We start from the raw sequence: 16798 nt of genomic DNA, 5'->3' as shown, positions 1-16798 counted from the left end.
ATCGTGAATAATCTGCCTAACCTCGATGACCTCGATATCTTCCTGCAGGTGGCGCGTCGCGCTAGCTTCGCCGCGGTGGCCGACGAGCGTGGCATGTCGGCTGCCTTTATCAGTAAGCGCATCCGCCTGCTGGAGGAGAACCTGGGCGTACGCCTGCTGCACCGCACCACCCGGCGGGTGACGGTGAGTGAGGAGGGCGAGCGGGTGTATCAATGGGCGCAGCAGATCTTCGAGGCCCTGCAGCGCATGGACGATGACCTCAACGCCGGCCAGCGTGAACCGGCCGGGCAGTTGCGCATCGCCAGCAGCCTGGGGTTGGGCCGGCGCTTCGTGGCCCCGGCGCTGTCGGAGCTGGCGGCGCGTTATCCGAAGCTCGACATTCGCCTGGATGTGCATGACCGCCTGATCGACCTGATTGCCGAGGGGGTGGACCTGGATATCCGCGTCGGCAACGTCATTGCGCCGAACCTGATCGCCAAGCCGCTGGCGCGCAACCGACGGGTGCTGTGCGCGGCACCGGGCTACCTGGCGCGGCGGGGCATGCCCCGGAGCCTGGCGGATCTGGCCAGCCATGACTGCCTGGTGATCAAGGAGCGTGACCATCCCTTCGGCGTGTGGCACCTGGAGGGGCCAGGTGGCGAGGAAAACGTGCGGGTGACCGGCCCGTTGTCCAGCAACCATGGCGAAGTGGCGCACCAATGGTGCCTGGATGGGCGAGGCATCTTGCTGCGTTCGTGGTGGGATGTGCACGACAGCATCGCCGATGGGCGACTGGTGCAGGTGCTGGAGGACTACCAGCAGGCGGCGGATATCTGGGCGGTGTACACCACGCCCCTGGCCGGGTCGGCCAAGGTGCGGGTGGCGGTGGAGTTCTTCCGGCAGTACTTTGCTGAGCGGTATCGACTGCCTGTGTGAACGTTGATGTTCAGCGTTGTTCCGTTCGCGGGTAAACCCGCTCCCACAGGTTCTCCGGTGTTCTCAACAACACCGCTGTGTCTGTGGGCGCGGGCTTATCCGTGAACAGACCGATACGCTCTGCGCCTGGCGCTGATCAGTGCGCGCCGGCGGCCTTGCTCAGGTCGCTCTCCGCCCACTCGGTGTAGATGCAGGCATCGGCCACCGCCCAGCGGACTTTGACGGTGTCCCCTGGCTGCATCGGCATGCCGGCCGCCGAGAGCGCCTTGACGGTCATTTCGGTACCGCCAGCGGTCACCACATGGCAGGTCTGGCTCTCGCCCAGGAACAACACCTCGCCCACCTTGGCGGTGACTTCGTTCCAGCCAGCGGGCAAAGGCTCGCGGGCCGCCTGCTCGGCGCTCAGGGCCAGGGCTTTTTCAGGGCGCACCATGATCAGCGCGTCCTGCCCGGCATTCAGGCCCGTGGTCAGGCGGATCGCCAAGGACTGCCCTTCGAACGCGGCGGCGCCATGGCTGCTGGCCTTGACCCGCAGGAAGTTGGAGTTGCCCAGGAACGAGGCGACGAAGGCATTGGGCGGGTTCTGGTACAGGTCATAGCCAGTGCCCAGACCCACGATCTTGCCGTGGCTGAAGATCGCGATGCGCTGGGACAGGCGCATGGCTTCTTCCTGGTCGTGGGTCACATAGACGATGGTGATGCCCAGGCGTCGATGCAATTGGCGCAGCTCGTCCTGCAGGTCCTCGCGCAGCTTCTTGTCCAGCGCACCGAGGGGTTCGTCCATCAGCAGGATGCGCGGCTCGTACACCAGCGCCCGGGCGATGGCCACGCGTTGCTGCTGCCCGCCGGAGAGCTGGGCCGGCCGGCGATGGGCGAATTTTTCCAGTTGCACCAGCTTGAGCATGGCGTCGACCTGCTTGGCGGTCTCGGCGGCGCTCTGCTTGCGGATCGCCAGGGGGAAGGCGATGTTGTCGCGCACCGACAGGTGCGGGAACAGCGAATAGCGCTGGAACACCATGCCGATGTCGCGCTTGTGCGGCGGCACTTTCACCAGCGACTGGCCGTCCACCAGGATCTCGCCGCTGCTGGGCGTCTCGAAGCCGGCCAGCATCGACAGGGTGGTGGACTTGCCCGAGCCGCTGGAGCCGAGGAAGGTGAGGAACTCGCCGTCCTGGATCTCCAGATCGATGTTGTCCACTGCGGCGAAATCGCCGTAATACTTGTTCAGGTTGCGCAGGCTGACCAGGGTCTTGGCGGGCGCGGCATCTTTCATCACTGCACTCATTGTTATTGTCTCCGGGCGCTCAGGCGCTGACTTCGTTGCGCCGACGCAGGGCGGCGGCGATGACCATGACCAGGACCGACAGGCCGATCAGCAGCGTCGAGGCGACGGCGATCACAGGGGTCAGGTCCTGGCGCAGGGTGGTCCACATCTTCACGGGCAGGGTTTGCAGGGTGGGGCTGGCCATCATCACGCTGAGCACCACCTCGTCCCACGAGACCAAAAAGGCGAACAGCCCCCCAGCGATCATCCCCGGGCGGATCGCCGGGAAGGTCACCTTGAAGATCGCCTGCAAGCGCGAGGCACCGCAGATCACCGCGGCATCCTCGATCGACTGGTCGAACAGCTTGAGCGAGTTGATGATCGAGATGATGGTGAAGGGCAGCGCGACGATGACGTGGCTGACCACGAAGGAGAACAGCGTGCCGGTGTAGCCGAGCTTGAGAAACAGCGCGTACACCGCCACAGCGATGATCACCAGCGGCACGATCATCGGCAGGGTGAACAGGCCATAGAGCAGCTCACGGCCGGGGAAGCGCCCGCGCACCAGGGCGAAGGCAGTGGGCAGGCCCAGCAGGACCGCGCAGACCGTGGTAAGCACGGCGACCTTGAGGCTGGCCAGCGCCGCATCCATCCACTCAGGGTTGGAAAAGAACTGGCCGTACCACTTCAAGGTCCAGCCTGGTGGCGGGAACACCAACCACTGGGAAGAGCCGAACGACAGCAGCACGATGAACAGGATCGGCAGCAGCAGGAAGGCTGCGATCACCCCGGTGGTCAGGTACAGGCCTGTGCGCAGCGGCCGGCCCATGGCGTTGGGAGTCAGGAGCATGGCGGTTTACCTCGCGTTGCCGACCGGGGATTCCGGCTGCAGCTTCAGGTAGAAGTAGAAGAGCACCAGGGTGATCAGTACCAGCAACGCGGCGGCGGCACTGGCCAGGCCCCAGTTGAGGAACGACTGCACCTGCTGGACGATGAATTCAGGCAGCATCATGTTCTGCGCGCCGCCGAGCAGGGCGGGGGTCACGTAGTAACCGAGCGACATGACGAACACCATCAACGCGCCGGAGAACAGCCCCGAGCGGCACAGTGGGATGAACACCTTCCAGAAGTTGGTCCAGGGGCTCGCGCCGCAGATCGAACCGGCCTGCAGCACCATCGGGTCGATGGCCTGCATGGTCGCCTGCAGCGGCAGCACGATGAACGGGATCATGATGTAGCTCATGCCGATCACCACGCCGGTGAGATTGTGCACCATCTCCAGCGGCGCATCGATGATGCCCAGTGCCATCAACACCTTGTTGATCACCCCCGAGGCTTGCAGCAGCACCAGCCAGGAGTAGGTGCGCGCCAGCAGGCTGGTCCACATCGACAGCAGCACGATGTTCAGCAGCCAGCGGCCCCAGCCACGGGGCACCAGGGTGATCGCCCAGGCCAGCGGGAAACCCAGCAGCACGCTGATCAGGGTCACCAGGCCGGCCACCGAGAAGGTGTTGAACAGCACCCGCGCATAGGCCGAGTTGGCGAACAGCTGTTCATAGTTGCCCAGCCCTGGTACGGGCTCCAGTACGCCGCGCAGCAACAGGCCGATCAGCGGCGCGAAGAAGAACAGGCCCAGAAACAGCAGGGCCGGCAGCAGGTTGCGGCTGCCGCGCCAGCGCTGACTCAGGGGAGGGCGGCGCACCGCCCCTGGGGCGCCGGTGCCGCTGGGGGCACCTTGGGCGTTGTGCAGGGCGTTGATGGCAACTTTCATTTGACCAGCCACTCATTCCAGCGGGCCGCGATGGCTTGGCCGTTCTTCGCCCAGTAGGCGAAGTCCAAGGTCACCTGGTCCTGGGCATAGGCAGTCGGCAGGTTCGGTGCCAGATCAGGCTTGAGCTGGGCGATGCTGTCGAGGTTGACCGGGGCGTAGGCTGTGAGGTTGGCAAAGTCCGCCTGGCCCTTGGCGCTGCTGGCGTTGGCCAGGAACTTCATGGCTGCGTCCTTGTTCTTGGCACCTTTGGGGATGACCAGGAAATCGGCCATGACCAGGTTCTGTTTCCAGCTCACGCCCACCGGGGCACCGTCTTGTTGCAGGGCGTAGACCCGGCCGTTCCAGAACTGGCCAAGAGACGCCTCACCGGAGGCCAGCAGTTGTTGGGACTGAGCGCCGCCGCCCCACCAGACGATGTCTTTCTTGATGGTGTCGAGTTTCTTGAAGGCGCGGTCCAGGTCCAGGGGGTAGAGCTTGTCGGCAGGCACGCCGTCGGCCAGCAGGGCCAGCTCCAGTACACCTGGGCTCGGCCATTTGTACAGGGCGCGCTTGCCGGGGTAGGTCTTGGTGTCAAACAAGGCCGACCAGTCCACCGGCTTGTTGGCGCCGAGCTTGCCTTCGTTGTAGCCGAGTACGAAGGAGAAGAAGAACGAGCCGACACCATGGTCGGACACAAAACGTGGGTCGATGCGATCGCGCTTGATGGTGGTGAAGTCCAGCGGCTCGAGCAGGCCTTCGCTGGCGGCGCGCAGGGCGAAGTCGGCTTCGACGTCGACCACGTCCCACTGCACGTTGCCGCTCTCGACCATGGCCTTGAGTTTGCCGTAGTCGGTGGGGCCGTCCTGCACGACCTTGATCTTGCTGCTTTCGCTGAAGGGTTCGGCCCATGCCTGTTTCTGGGCATCCTGGGTGGTACCGCCCCAACTGACGAAGCTCATGCTGTCAGCGGCCAGGGTGGCTTGGCAGGCCAGGGACAGCAGACTGGCGGACAGTACTGCGGTGACTCGTTTGCTCAACAGCATGGTTAACGCCCTCATTGCTTTTGTTATTTGAGCGGGCTTCCTGTCGCCCGCCATGTATTCGGGGAGCAGCTTTCCAACGATGTCGCGTGGCCGTTCTTTGAAGTATAGGTACGGCCAAGAACTCAAGGTCTACGGGATATCATATTATGGTATTCCAAACTTTTCGCAAGAGGCCGAAGGCGACCGGCCATCACTAAAAACGTCGGTGCCATTTAGCGAAACGCCACGTGGTGGGTTGTATGGGGTTACCGCGAATGCAGTGGTGAGCCCACTCCCACAGGGTCTGCGCTACCTGTGGGAGTGGGTGCACCCGCGAAGAAGACCCCGCAGAGCAAGACAGTGGTGTTGGCTCAGTTGAACTCGGCGGGCTCGAACGGAATGCTCTGCACCACCTCCAGCTCGTACCCGGCCAGGCCGGCGTATTTGAGCGGCGGCCCCAGGTGGCGCAGTTTGCCGACGCCCAGGTCCTGGAGAATCTGGGCCCCTGTACCGACTTCCGAGTACACCTTCGACTGACCTCGCTGGAAGGGCTTGGCCGGCTGGGTCAGCTGCGGCACGCGTTCGAGCAGGGCCTGGGAGGACTCATGGTTGGCCAGGATCACCACCACGCCGGTGCCTTCGCTGGCGACCTTCTGCAAGGCTGCCCACAAGGTCCAGTTGGCGGGGCCTGCGTATTCGGCACCGACCAGATCGCGCAAGGGGTCGATCACATGCACCCGCACCAGGGTCGGCTGCTCTCGGCGGATATCACCCATCACCATGGCCATGTGCACACCACCGTCGATGCGGTCCTCATAGGTCACCAAGCGGAAGTTGCCATGCACGGTGGGCAGTTCACGCTCGCCGATGCGCTTGATGGTCTGCTCATTGCTCAGGCGGTAGTGGATCAGGTCGGCGATGGTGCCGATCTTGATGCCATGGCGTTCGGCGAACAGTTCGAGGTCCGGGCGGCGGGCCATGGTGCCGTCGTCGTTGAGTACCTCGACGATCACCGAGGCGGGGGTGAATCCGGCCAGGCGCGCCAGGTCGCAGCCGGCTTCGGTGTGCCCGGCGCGGGTCAGCACGCCGCCTTCGCGAGCGCGCAGAGGGAAGATATGCCCTGGCTGGACGAGGTCCTCCGGGCGTGCGTCCGGCGCCATTGCGGCGGCGATGGTGCGGGCCCGGTCAGCGGCGGAGATGCCGGTGGTGACGCCCGTGGCAGCCTCGATGGAAACGGTGAACGCTGTGCTGAACACACTGCCGTTGGCCGGCACCATCTGCTCAAGCCCCAGCCGCTGACAATGCTCGTCGGTCAGGGTCAGGCAGATCAGCCCGCGCGCCTCGCGGGCCATGAAGTTGATCACCTGGGCGTCACAGCGCTCGGCGGCGATCAGCAGGTCGCCTTCGTTTTCACGGTCCTCATCGTCCACCAGCAGGACCATCTTGCCCTGGCGGTAATCTTCGAGGAGTTCTTCGATGCTGTTGAAAGCCATGCTGCACACTCGCTGTGGTAGGGTGATTTTTATGGTATACCATCATACACAAATAACCTTTTACAGGAGAGCGATGGATGAAGGCCTACTGGATCGCCCATGTGGACGTCACCGACCCCGAGCAATACCAGCAATACACCCAGCGCGCCCCGGCAGCCTTCGCCGCATTTGGCGGGCGCCTGCTGGCCCGCGGCGGGCGCAGCGAGGCGATGGAAGGACGGCCCACTCCACAGCGTAGCGTGGTGATCGAATTCGATTCATACGAGCAGGCCCAGGCGTGTTACCGCTCCGAGGCGTATCAGGAGGCTTGCCGGTATCGGCAAGGGGTGGCGAAGGCTGAGGTGATCATTGTCGAGGGCGTTGCGCCCTGAACACTGAGTGCCGGGCGCGATGGGTGAGTTACAGGGCTCAAGGCGTCGCACGTGGGTCATCTGGCCTGCTTCGTTGTAGAAGAACACACTGTTGAACCGCATCGCGAGACCGCCAAGGGCGAGTACCGGGAGGGTGATGGTGGCGACGAGCTTGCGGTTGATGCGAGGGTCGATGAACTTGATGAGTGGCAGTTTTGGCAGGGGAACTCCTTGTCCGAGGAGCCGGCATGCTGGCAATGGGCTGTATCGATCGCTATCAGGTGAGTCAAGTGTGCGTTTAGGTGATATCGCAAACCCAAAAAAACAGAAGACCCGCCATGGCGGGTCTTCTGTTTTTCAGGTCACGCCGAACGTCAAACCCCTGCGGCGAGCTTGGCGCTCATCTGCCGGCGGCGGTAGGCGCTGTCGCGAGTCGCCAGCCACCAGTACAGCGGCGAGGTAACCAGCAGGCCTACCAGCCACGACAGGTCGGCGCCGTCGATGTGGGCGGACACCGGGCCCACGTACAGCGGGGTGTTCATGAACGGAATCTGCACGGCGATACCCACCGCGTAGGCGATCAGGGCCTGAGGGTTGTAGCGCCCGTAGATACCGCCATCGACCTTGAAGATCGACTGGATGTCGTAGTCGCCTTTGTGAATGACGTAGAAGTCGATCAGGTTGATCGCCGTCCACGGCACCAGCACCACCAGCAGCACCAGCACCATGTCGACGAAGTGGCCGATGAAGTCCGCCGAGGCGAACACCGCCACCACGCAGCAGCCTGCCAGCACGACCAGCGACAGCACCGCGCGGCTCTTGGCGGTAGGAATCCAGCGGTAGGCGAAGGTCTGCACCAGGGTGATGATCGACAGCACCGCGCCATACAGGTTGAGGGCGTTGCGGCTGATCACGCTGAGCAGGAACAGCACCAGCATCAGCGGGCCGATGGCGCCGGTGGCAAGCTTGACCGCGTCCATGGTGTCCATGCCCGCCGGGATGGCCAGCACCGCCACCGCACCGAACACGAACGACAGGCTCGAACCCAGGGCCGAGCCCAGGTAGGTGGTCCAGAAGGTCGACGACACCTTCACATCGGCCGGCAGGTAGCGCGAGTAGTCGGACACATAGGGCGCAAAGGCGATCTGCCACAGCGCCGCCAGCGACACGGTGGCCAGCCAGCCGGAGATGTTGAAGCTGCCACGGGTCAGGAAGTCATCGCTCTGCACGTGAGTGAAGATGTAGCCAAAGCCCACCACGATGCCGATACCCAGCACCCAGGTGCCGATGCGGTTGAGCACATGGATGAAGCGGTAGCCGATGATGCCGATGATGCCTGAGCCCAGCGCGCCGATGACGATGCCCACCGGCACCGGGACGGTGTCGACCACGCCATGCAGCGACTTGCCGGCCAGCACGATGTTGGAGGCGAAGAAACCGATGTACATGACCCCGGCGATCACCACCACCAGCAATGCGCCGAGCGAGCCGAACTGGGCGCGGCTCTGGATCATCTGCGGGATGCCCATCTGTGGGCCCTGGGCCGAGTGCAGCGCCATCAGCACGCCGCCCACCAGATGGCCGACCAGGATGGCGACGATGCCCCACACCAGGTTGAGGTGGAACAGCTGCACGCCCAAGGCGCCGGTGACGATGGGCAGGGGCGCGATGTTGCCCCCGAACCAGAGTGTGAACAGATCCCTTACCTTTCCATGGCGGTCTTGCGGGGGCACGTATCCGATCGTGTGTTTTTCTATGAGGGGGGCCGATGTAGCTGCACGGGTCATGACGGACTCCAAGGCAGGGAGGGGGCGCGGAAATGTCCCCGGGTGCGGGCCGGCAAAGGGCGACGCGTTCTTGTAAGCCCGATCATGAGGGGTGGGAAGGGATCGATAAATTAGTAAATATGTGCCCACAAACGTTAAAAAAACTAAGGCTGACAAACGGTTAGAAAACGGCGAATGCAAGGGGAACCTGGTCGATGTTCCAGTGCTGTACATTCCTACATGGGCAGTTGCCGATCCGGAAGCACTTCCTTCATGACCAAGGTGGAACTCAACCGCTGCACATTGGGAATGCTGGTGAGCTGTTCGTCGTACAGCTTCTGGAACGCCGGCAGATCGCGGGCCACCACATGCAGCAGGTAGTCCGGGTCGCCGAACAGGCGCTGGGCCTCGACGATCTGTGGGATCGCCGCCACCGCCGCCTCGAAGTCCGCCACGGGCTGGCGGGTGACCTCGCGCAGGGTGACGAACACCAGTGCGGCGAAATTCAGGCCCAATGCGCTGGGTGCCAGACGCGCGTGATAGCCTAGAATCGCGCCGGACTCCTCCAGGGCCTTGAGCCGGCGGTGGCAGGGCGAGAGGCTAAGGCCCACACGATCGGCCAGTTCGGTCACCGAGAGGCGGCCATCTTTTTGCAGCTCGGCAAGAATCTTTCGATCTGTTCTGTCCATGGGGGAGAATCTTCCATAGTTTTAAGGTGTGGCAGGAATATACGAAAGAAAATCCCCCGATGAAATCCGTAATCTTTTTTCACCCAACTGCGTGTGAAGGAAGATTCGAAGTGGCAATCAGTGTGTTGACGGCGTTCTGGGCTGTATCGATGTTGTTCGTGATCACCCCTGGCGCGGACTGGGCCTATGCGATCTCGGCGGGCATGCGCGGACGTTGGGTGATGCCTGCAGTGGCGGGGATGCTGTCGGGGCATTTCCTGGCGACGTTGATCGTTGCGGCGGGTGTCGGCAGCTTGATCGCCGGGCATCCACTGGCGTTGTCTTTGCTGACGTTGGCGGGGTGCGCCTACCTGCTGTGGCTGGGCGGCAACCTGCTGCTGAGCCCCTCCGTACCGCAGGCCGGTGGGTCGCAGGCGCAGGAGAGTGGATCGCGCTGGGCATTGAAGGGGTTTTGCGTGAGCGGCCTGAATCCCAAGGTGTTCCTGTTGTTCGTTGCGCTGCTGCCGCAATTCACCGATCCGGCATCGAGCTGGCCGGTATGGATGCAGATATTGCTGCTGGGCTTGGTGCATCTGGCCAGTTCGCTGGTGGTGTACCTGATGGTGGGGTACGGCGCCAAGGCCGTACTGCGCACCCGGCCGGCGGCGGCCAGGGTGGTGGGGCGAGTGTCGGGGCTGGTGATGATCTTGATTGCGATGGGGCTGATCGTCGGGCAGATGCGTTGAAGCTGCTGGCCCCATGACTAGATACAGCATTGCGCTGGAGATTGGATACACGCGCTGCGCATTGGCGGCGCGGTAAGCGGCCAGCCCTCAGCGGATGAAATGCACCTTGCCGGTGTCGTCGTTGCCCATGTAGATGCCATAGACCCCGGCCTGGCGTTCGAGGATGTAGCGCTCGAGAATCTGCCGGATGGCGGGGTAGTAGATCTCGTCCCAGGGGATCTCGTCGGGCTCGAAGAAGCGGTAGGCGAGGGTCTCGGGGCCATACTGGCCGGTTTCTTCCGTGGCGATGGCGCGGAAGATGATGTAGACCTCGCTGATCTTCGGCACGCTGAAGATCGAATAGGGCGAGATGATCTCGCCGCGCACGCCGCTTTCTTCCCAGACCTCGCGCAGGGCCGCCTGCTCGGTGGTCTCGCCAGCCTCCATGAAGCCCGCCGGCAAGGTCCAGGTGCCGGGACGCGGCGGGATGGCGCGCTGGCACAACAGGTACTTGCCGTCGCGCTCGATGATGCAGCCGGCGATGATCTTGGGGTTGATGTAGTGGACGTAGCCGCACCCGGTGCAATGCAGACGCTCATGGGTGTCGCCGGTGGGCACGCCCCGGGCGAGCGCTGTGGTGCAGTGCGGGCAGTAGCGCGGGGCGGCGGGCATGATCAGCGGCCTATGCGAGGGTCTTTGAGGGCCAGGGGGTCGACGATGTCACGGACCTTGGCGTTGTCGTCCTGCTTCTGGCGCAGGTACTCCAGGGCCACCTTGGCGGCGGCGCGCACGTGGTCGACCGAGGCTTGGTGTGCGAGCTGGGGATTGCCGCTCTTGATCGCCTCGACGATCTTTTCCATCTCCTGGTTGCTGGCGCCGCGGCGGTTCTGCTGGGACACCGAGGTGGCGCGCAGGTAGCTGATGCGCGCCTGCAGTTGGCGCAGCTGTTGGGCGGCGACCTGGTTGCCGGAGCCTTCCAGGAGCACGTCATAGAAGCCTTGCACCGATTCGAGCACCTGTTGCAGCTCGCCTTCTTCGAGCGCTTCGCGGTTGACCTCCAGCGCGCGTTCCAGGGCGCGGATGTCCTTGGCCTTGGCGTTGAGGGTGAACAGCTGGACGATCAGGCCTTCGAGCACGCAGCGCAGCTCATAGATGTCGCGGGCGTCCTCCAGGGTGATGATCGCCACCCGTGGGCCCTTGGCGTCGGCGAACTCCACCAGGCCTTCGGACTCCAGGTGGCGCAGGGCTTCACGCACCGAGGTACGGCTGACGCCGAGGCGGTCGCAGAGGTCGCGCTCGACCAGGCGATCGCCGGGCAGCAGGTGGAAGTTCATGATCGCCCCGCGCAGTTTGTCGAGCACGATTTCACGCAGGGTAACGGGGTTGCGGTTGACCTTGAAGCTGTCGTCGAGGGGCTGGCGTTTCATCGAGTGCGCTCTGAATGAGGCTGTCTGGCCACAACCGGGGAGCACCACGAACCTGGGGCGCTCTCCTTGCGTGGTTCGAACAGCCCGCTGTTAACGGGTTGACTCCGCATCGGCCTCGGCGAACGCCTCGCGGGCCAGGCGGAAGCTGTCCACCGCCGCGGGCACGCCGCAATAAATGCCGACCTGGAGCAGGATCTCGCGTATCTGTTCACGGCTCAGGCCATTTCGCAAGGCGCCGCGAATGTGCAGCTTGAGCTCATGGGGCCGGTTGAGCGCGGAAATCATGGCCAAGTTTATCATGCTGCGCTCTTTGAGCGACAAGCCGTCGCGGCCCCAGACATGGCCCCAGCAGTACTCGGTGACCAGCTCTTGCAAGGGCTTGGTGAAGTCGTCGGCGTTCTGGATCGAGCGATTGACGTAATCCTCGCCCAGCACCTGCGTGCGGATCTGCAGGCCTTTTTCGTACTTTTCATTGCTCATGTGCCGTACTCCGGATCAAAACAGGGTCATCGGTGTTGGCTTCTTCGCGGGTAAACCCGCTCCTACAGGTACTGCACAGGCTTGAGCATCCATGCGATCCCTGTGGGAGCGGACTCACCGAAGAAGCCAACGCGGATCATCAGCCCAGTGAAGGCAAGGCGCCGAGCTTGCCCTTGTGGTAGACCATTGGCGTGACCGGCTCGGCCGGCAGCACCAGGTTCTTCACCTGGCCAACGATGATCGCGTGGTCACCGCCGTCGTACTCGCGCCACAGTTCGCACTCGATGATCGCCGTGGCCTTGGCCAGCAAGGGATTGCCCAGCTCGCTCAGGTGCCAGTCGATGCCCTTGGCCTTGTCCTTGCCTTTACCGGCGAAGGCGTAGGCCTCGGCGGTCTGGTCGGCGGACAGCAAGTGGATGGCGAACTGCTTGCTGTCACGCAGGATCGGGTAGGTGTCGGAGGCGTAGTTGGGGCAGAACAGCACCAGCGCCGGGTCGATCGACAGCGCACTGAAGGCGCTGGCGGTGATGCCGACGATGCCCCCCTCGGCGTCCAAGGTGGTGACCACCGTGACGCCGGACGGGAAGGAGCCCATCACGTCTTTGTAGATGCCAGGTTCGATCATCTTGGTGCTCCCTCGTTAACGCATCACGAACGGATCGGGCATTGGCGCGGTGGAGAGGTTGATCCACACCGTCTTCAGCTCGGTATAGGCGAGCACCGAGTCGATGCCGCTCTCGCGGCCGTAGCCGCTGTTCTTGAAGCCGCCGATCGGCGCCATGGCCGAGACCGCGCGGTAGGTATTGACCCAGATGATCCCCGAGCGTACGTCACGGGCCAGGCGGTGGGCGCGGCCCAGATCGCGGGTCCAGATACCGGCAGCGAGGCCGAACTGCGAGTCGTTGGCGATCGCCAGGGCTTCTTCTTCGGTCTTGAAGCGGATGACTGCCGCGACCGGGCCGAAGACTTCTTCTTGCATGATCTTCATCGAGTTGCTGTCGCACTCGAACAGGGTCGGCTCGTAGAACCAGCCGTCACCCTCGACCTGCGCACGCTTGCCGCCCAGGTGCAGCTTGGCACCTTCGGCCTTGGCTGCGGCGACCAGGCCTTCGACCACGGCCAGTTGCTGAGCGGTGGCCATCGGGCCCATTTCGCTGGCGTCGTCCTGCGGATTGCCGATGCGGATGCGCTTGGCGCGCTCGACCAGGCGCGAGACGAACTCGTCGAAGATCTCGTCCTGTACCAGCAGGCGGGAGCCTGCCACGCAGCTCTGGCCGGAGGCGGCATAGATGCCGGCCACGGCGCCATTGATGGCGCTGTCCAGGTCGGCATCGGCGAAGATGATGTTCGGCGATTTGCCGCCCAGCTCCAGAGAAAGCTTGGCGAAGTTCTCGGCGCTGCTGCGCACCACATGGCGGGCTGTGGCGGCACCACCGGTGAAGGCGATCTTGCGCACCAGCGGGTGGCGGGTGAGCGCTGCACCGGTGCTCGGGCCGAAGCCGGTCACCACGTTGACCACGCCTGCCGGGAAGCCAGCCTCATGGGCCAGCCGGGCCAGTTCCAGAATGGTCGCCGAGGCGTGCTCGGAAGGCTTGAGCACGATGGTGTTGCCAGCCGCCAGGGCGGGGGCGAGCTTGATGGCGGTCAGGTACAGCGGGCTGTTCCAGGGGATGATCCCAGCCACCACGCCGATCGGCTCGTGCACGGTGTAGGCGAACAGGTCAGGCTTGTCCAGGGGCAGTGTGCCGCCTTCGAGCTTGTCCGCAAGCCCTGCGGTGTAGTGGAAGAACTCCGGCAGATAGCCGACCTGGCCGCGGGTCTCGCGGATCAGCTTGCCGTTGTCGCGGCTTTCCAGCTGCGCCAGGTGCTCTTTGTTCTCGGCGATCAGGTCGCCCAGCCGACGCAGCAGCTTGCCTCGCGCGGTGGCGGTCAGGCCACGCCAGGCCTTGCTGTCGAAGGCGCGCTGGGCGGCCTGCACGGCCAGCTCCACATCGGCTTCATCGGCGTCTGGCAGTTGCGCCCAGGCCTTGGCGGTGGCCGGGTCGAGGCTGTCGAAGGTCTTGCCGCTCTGTGCATCGCACCATTGGCCGTCGATGCACATCTGGAAACGTACGAGGGTCATGCAACAATCCCCTTGGCGGATTCGGTGAGGGTGCGGGCGTGCGTCAGGAAGTCCAGCAGCATCTTGTTGACTTCGCGTGGCGCCTCGACCGGCATCATGTGGCGTTGCTCGGCCAGCACCACACTGCGCGCGCCTGGAATGCGTGCCGCCAACTGGCGGGTCATCTCAGGGGTCGAGCCCAGGTCGTGCTCGCCGGTGGCGATCAGCGTCGGCACCTGAATGCTGCCCAAATCATCGGCGCGGTACATGTCTTGGGTGGCGAACAATTTATAGGTGGTCAGATAGCCCTGCGGGTCGTTGCCGGCCAGGGTCTGACGAATGGCCGCGACCTGGGCCGGGTTGGCGGCCTGGTATTCGCGGCTGAACCAGCGCGCCAGTGCCGCTTCGGCATTGGCGTCGGGGCCGTGCTCGGCGGCCTGGGCGGCACGGGCGATGACGCCAGCGCTCTGCTCGGGGCTGCGGTTGAACACGCTGTTGAGCACCACCAGCGCCGCCAGGCGCCGAGGGTAGTGCAGGGCGAAGGCACGGGCGACCAGGCCGCCCATGGAGAAGCCGATGACCGTGGCCTGCGGGATCTGCAGGTGGTCGAGCAGCTCGGCCAGCTGTGCGGCGTAGCCGGCAAGGTCGGTATCGGCGTCAGGGCGCGGGCTTTGGCCGTGGCCGAGCATGTCGTAGGCGATGACGCGGTAGTCGCTGGCCAGGCCGACGAACTGTCCGCCCCACATTTCCTTATTTAGGCCCACGCCGTGGATCAGCACCACGGGTTGGCCCTGACCGAGGCTCAGGTAGCTGGTCCCGGCGGGTGTACGTTCAGCAACAGGCTGAATCATGGAGGGCGCTCCTTTAAGGTCGGGCGTGGCGGCAGTGCTTGCACGCAACGCCCCGGCCCGTCTGGTTGTTGTTATTGAGCGTTGGCCTTTTCGGCGGCCAGTTCTTCCAGGTCGATGTAGCGGTTACCGATGCGCGGGTGCAGGCGGCCACCGTCGGCGGCGCCCAGGACCACGACGATCTCGTCGGCGCGCGGGGCGTCTTCGATCTGCATTTCCAGGGTGATGTAGTGCGAACGCAGGCCTTCGTCGTCCTTCTGCATCATCGGGATCTGGATCGAGGTACCTGGGCCACCACGCTTGTTGGTGAAGCTCAGGTAGCTCTTGGCCTGCACGGCTTCGCGGTAGTGGTTGCCAAAGCGCAGGGTGTGGATGACGGCGGAGGCGTGCTCGATCTCACCGTCAGCACCGACCACGGCGGCCTTGCCATAGGCCTCGATCTTGTCAGCGCCGCCGATCGCTGCGCACAGGCGCTCGACCATCAGGGCACCCAGCTCGGAGCAGTTGGCGCGGATCTCGGGCTTGAGGTCTTCGACAAAACCGCGACCGGCCCACGGGTTCTTGATCACCACGGCCAGGCCGACCATGGTCACCGGCTTGTCGGTAGCCTTGCCGCCTTCGATGCGGGTCTCTTCGGAGTAGGTGACGATCTTGCGGATTTCGAAACTCATGGGTGGCTCCTGTTGAGGGTTATCAGCTCTTGTTGTCTGATGGTATACCATAATATCTGTTGTGCAAGAGCTTGCCTGAAATTTATGTGGCCGGCGGATGAAAGGCGCATGCCCCTGTAGGCGCGCGGGAGAGGCATTAAAAAAAAGCCCGCTCCTGCGGGCCACAAGGTCCGCGGGAGCGGGCCGGACCCGCAAAGACTTCAGGTAAAGGGAATTCAGGCGAACGCGGGCACCACTTCCTTGATGAACAGCTCCAGCGACTTCTTCTTCTCGGCATGGGGCAGGCTGTTGTCGCACCAGAAGCTGAACTCGTCGACGCCAAGTGACTGGTAGTACTTGATGCGCGGGATGATTTCCTCAGGCGTGCCGATCATGGTGTTCTTGCGGATGTTCTCCAGGGCGAACGCCGGCACGTCGGCGAACTTCGACTCAGGGCTGGGCTCCAGGAAACCGTTGACTGGGGTGGTCTTGTTGCCGAACCAGGCGTCGAAGGTGCGGTAGAAGCGCGAGATGGCCTGGGCGCCGATCTTCCAGCCCTCGGGCTCGGAGGGGCTGTGCACGTGGGTGTGGCGCAGCACCATCAGTTGTGGGCGAGGCACCTCGGGGTTGTTGTCCAGGGCGGCCTGGAACTTGTTCTTCAGGTCCAGCACTTCTTCGTCACCCTTCATCAACGGGGTGACCATGACGTTGCAGCCGTTCTTGACCGCGAAGTTATGCGAATCCGGGTCGCGGGCCGCGATCCACATCGGTGGCATGCCTTTCTGTACCGGCTTGGGCACGCTGGTGGAGGTCGGGAACTTGTAGACCTCACCGTCGTGGGCGTAGTCGCCTTCCCACAACTTGCGAATCGCCGGGACCATTTCACGCAGCGCCTTGCCGCCGTCGGTGGCGGGCATGCCGCCGGCCATACGGTCGAACTCGAACTGGTAGGCGCCACGGGCCAGGCCCACTTCCATGCGGCCATTGCTGATCACATCGAGCAAGGCGCATTCGCCGGCCACGCGGATGGGGTTCCAGAATGGCGCGATGATGGTGCCAGCGCCCAGGCGGATGGTCTCGGTGCGCGCGGCCAGGTAGGCCAGCAGCGGCATCGGGCTTGGCGAGATGGTGTACTCCATGGCGTGGTGTTCGCCGATCCACACGGTGCTGAAACCGCCGCGCTCGGCCATCAGGGTCAGTTCGGTGAGGTCTTCGAACAGCTGGCGGTGGCTGACCTGTTCATCCCAACGTTCCATGTGCACGAACAACGAAAATTTCATGGGGTTTTCCTCGAAGCTTGGAAGGGGCGCCTGCCGGGGCAGGCGTCAGGAGTCTCGAC

18 protein-coding genes and 1 pseudogene are annotated in these 16798 nt (G+C 63.9%); 3 read left to right on the top strand and 16 right to left on the bottom strand.

Features of this window, described 5'->3' with window-relative positions:
- Positions 1-3 precede the first annotated feature (3 nt).
- Entirely contained in the window at positions 4-915 is a 912-nt protein-coding gene (locus tag IEC33019_RS10185; RefSeq protein WP_070094078.1) for a LysR family transcriptional regulator, read from the top strand.
- A 136-nt stretch (positions 916-1051) separates the two neighbouring features.
- Here the strand turns inward: IEC33019_RS10185 and IEC33019_RS10180 are convergent, their stop codons facing one another.
- From IEC33019_RS10180 to ribBA, 5 genes are all read right to left on the bottom strand, one after another.
- Positions 1052-2200, bottom strand: coding sequence for an ABC transporter ATP-binding protein (locus IEC33019_RS10180; RefSeq protein ID WP_070094077.1), 1149 nt, complete (start codon positions 2198-2200; stop codon positions 1052-1054).
- Between the two features lie 19 nt (positions 2201-2219).
- Positions 2220-3029 (bottom strand): ABC transporter permease, encoded by an 810-nt coding sequence (locus IEC33019_RS10175; RefSeq protein WP_070094076.1) that lies wholly within the window; start codon positions 3027-3029, stop codon positions 2220-2222.
- A gap of 6 nt (positions 3030-3035) precedes the next feature.
- On the bottom strand, positions 3036-3950 hold the full coding sequence (locus tag IEC33019_RS10170) for an ABC transporter permease (protein ID WP_070094075.1): 915 nt from the start codon (positions 3948-3950) through the stop codon (positions 3036-3038).
- Positions 3947-4972 carry a polyamine ABC transporter substrate-binding protein gene (locus IEC33019_RS10165; protein WP_070094074.1) on the bottom strand — a complete coding sequence of 342 codons (1026 nt, stop codon included), beginning with the start codon at positions 4970-4972 and terminating at the stop codon, positions 3947-3949. The genes IEC33019_RS10170 and IEC33019_RS10165 overlap by 4 nt, the downstream gene beginning before the upstream one ends.
- 350 nt (positions 4973-5322) lie before the next feature.
- Positions 5323-6444, bottom strand: coding sequence for a bifunctional 3,4-dihydroxy-2-butanone-4-phosphate synthase/GTP cyclohydrolase II (gene ribBA / locus IEC33019_RS10160; protein ID WP_070094073.1), 1122 nt, complete (start codon positions 6442-6444; stop codon positions 5323-5325).
- A gap of 77 nt (positions 6445-6521) precedes the next feature.
- Here ribBA and IEC33019_RS10155 point away from each other — a divergent pair, with 77 nt between their 5' ends.
- Complete coding sequence (locus IEC33019_RS10155; RefSeq protein WP_070094072.1) at positions 6522-6815, top strand: DUF1330 domain-containing protein; 294 nt, start codon at positions 6522-6524, stop codon at positions 6813-6815.
- 39 nt (positions 6816-6854) lie between these two features.
- Here IEC33019_RS10155 and IEC33019_RS28180 read toward each other — a convergent pair.
- From IEC33019_RS28180 to IEC33019_RS10140, 3 genes and pseudogenes are all read right to left on the bottom strand, one after another.
- Positions 6855-6989, bottom strand: a pseudogene (locus IEC33019_RS28180) (hypothetical protein); the annotation flags it as partial.
- Between the two features lie 179 nt (positions 6990-7168).
- Positions 7169-8581 carry a purine-cytosine permease family protein gene (locus tag IEC33019_RS10145; RefSeq protein ID WP_099593391.1) on the bottom strand — a complete coding sequence of 471 codons (1413 nt, stop codon included), beginning with the start codon at positions 8579-8581 and terminating at the stop codon, positions 7169-7171.
- A 215-nt stretch (positions 8582-8796) separates the two neighbouring features.
- The gene (locus IEC33019_RS10140; RefSeq protein ID WP_070094069.1) at positions 8797-9249 is read right to left on the bottom strand and encodes an Lrp/AsnC family transcriptional regulator; all 453 of its coding nucleotides are present in this window, start codon (positions 9247-9249) and stop codon (positions 8797-8799) included.
- Between the two features lie 110 nt (positions 9250-9359).
- On the opposite strand from IEC33019_RS10140, the gene IEC33019_RS10135 reads away from it, so the two are divergent.
- Positions 9360-9974 carry a LysE family translocator gene (locus IEC33019_RS10135; RefSeq protein WP_070094068.1) on the top strand — a complete coding sequence of 205 codons (615 nt, stop codon included), beginning with the start codon at positions 9360-9362 and terminating at the stop codon, positions 9972-9974.
- Positions 9975-10061: 87 nt separating this feature from the next.
- Here IEC33019_RS10135 and IEC33019_RS10130 read toward each other — a convergent pair whose 3' ends face one another.
- From IEC33019_RS10130 to IEC33019_RS10095, 8 genes are all read right to left on the bottom strand, one after another.
- Positions 10062-10625: an NUDIX hydrolase gene (locus IEC33019_RS10130; RefSeq protein ID WP_070094067.1), complete on the bottom strand. Its 564-nt coding sequence runs from the start codon at positions 10623-10625 to the stop codon at positions 10062-10064.
- Between the two features lie 2 nt (positions 10626-10627).
- Complete coding sequence (locus IEC33019_RS10125; RefSeq protein ID WP_070094066.1) at positions 10628-11380, bottom strand: GntR family transcriptional regulator; 753 nt, start codon at positions 11378-11380, stop codon at positions 10628-10630.
- A gap of 90 nt (positions 11381-11470) precedes the next feature.
- Complete coding sequence (locus IEC33019_RS10120) at positions 11471-11860, bottom strand: carboxymuconolactone decarboxylase family protein (protein ID WP_012314144.1); 390 nt, start codon at positions 11858-11860, stop codon at positions 11471-11473.
- Between the two features lie 139 nt (positions 11861-11999).
- The gene (locus IEC33019_RS10115; RefSeq protein WP_070094065.1) at positions 12000-12485 is read right to left on the bottom strand and encodes a flavin reductase family protein; all 486 of its coding nucleotides are present in this window, start codon (positions 12483-12485) and stop codon (positions 12000-12002) included.
- Positions 12486-12500: 15 nt separating this feature from the next.
- Positions 12501-13982 carry an aldehyde dehydrogenase gene (locus IEC33019_RS10110; protein ID WP_070094064.1) on the bottom strand — a complete coding sequence of 494 codons (1482 nt, stop codon included), beginning with the start codon at positions 13980-13982 and terminating at the stop codon, positions 12501-12503.
- Positions 13979-14812 carry an alpha/beta fold hydrolase gene (locus IEC33019_RS10105; protein ID WP_070094063.1) on the bottom strand — a complete coding sequence of 278 codons (834 nt, stop codon included), beginning with the start codon at positions 14810-14812 and terminating at the stop codon, positions 13979-13981. The genes IEC33019_RS10110 and IEC33019_RS10105 overlap by 4 nt, the downstream gene beginning before the upstream one ends.
- A gap of 71 nt (positions 14813-14883) precedes the next feature.
- Entirely contained in the window at positions 14884-15480 is a 597-nt protein-coding gene (locus tag IEC33019_RS10100; RefSeq protein ID WP_043212716.1) for an amino acid synthesis family protein, read from the bottom strand.
- A 215-nt stretch (positions 15481-15695) separates the two neighbouring features.
- Positions 15696-16739, bottom strand: a complete 1044-nt coding sequence (locus tag IEC33019_RS10095) for an LLM class flavin-dependent oxidoreductase (protein ID WP_070094062.1) — start codon at positions 16737-16739, stop codon at positions 15696-15698.
- Positions 16740-16798 lie beyond the last annotated feature (59 nt).

The organism is Pseudomonas putida (assembly GCF_002741075.1).
GTDB classification, from domain to species: Bacteria; Pseudomonadota; Gammaproteobacteria; order Pseudomonadales; family Pseudomonadaceae; genus Aquipseudomonas; species Aquipseudomonas putida_T.
This window is presented reverse-complemented; position numbering and strand designations above follow the sequence as displayed.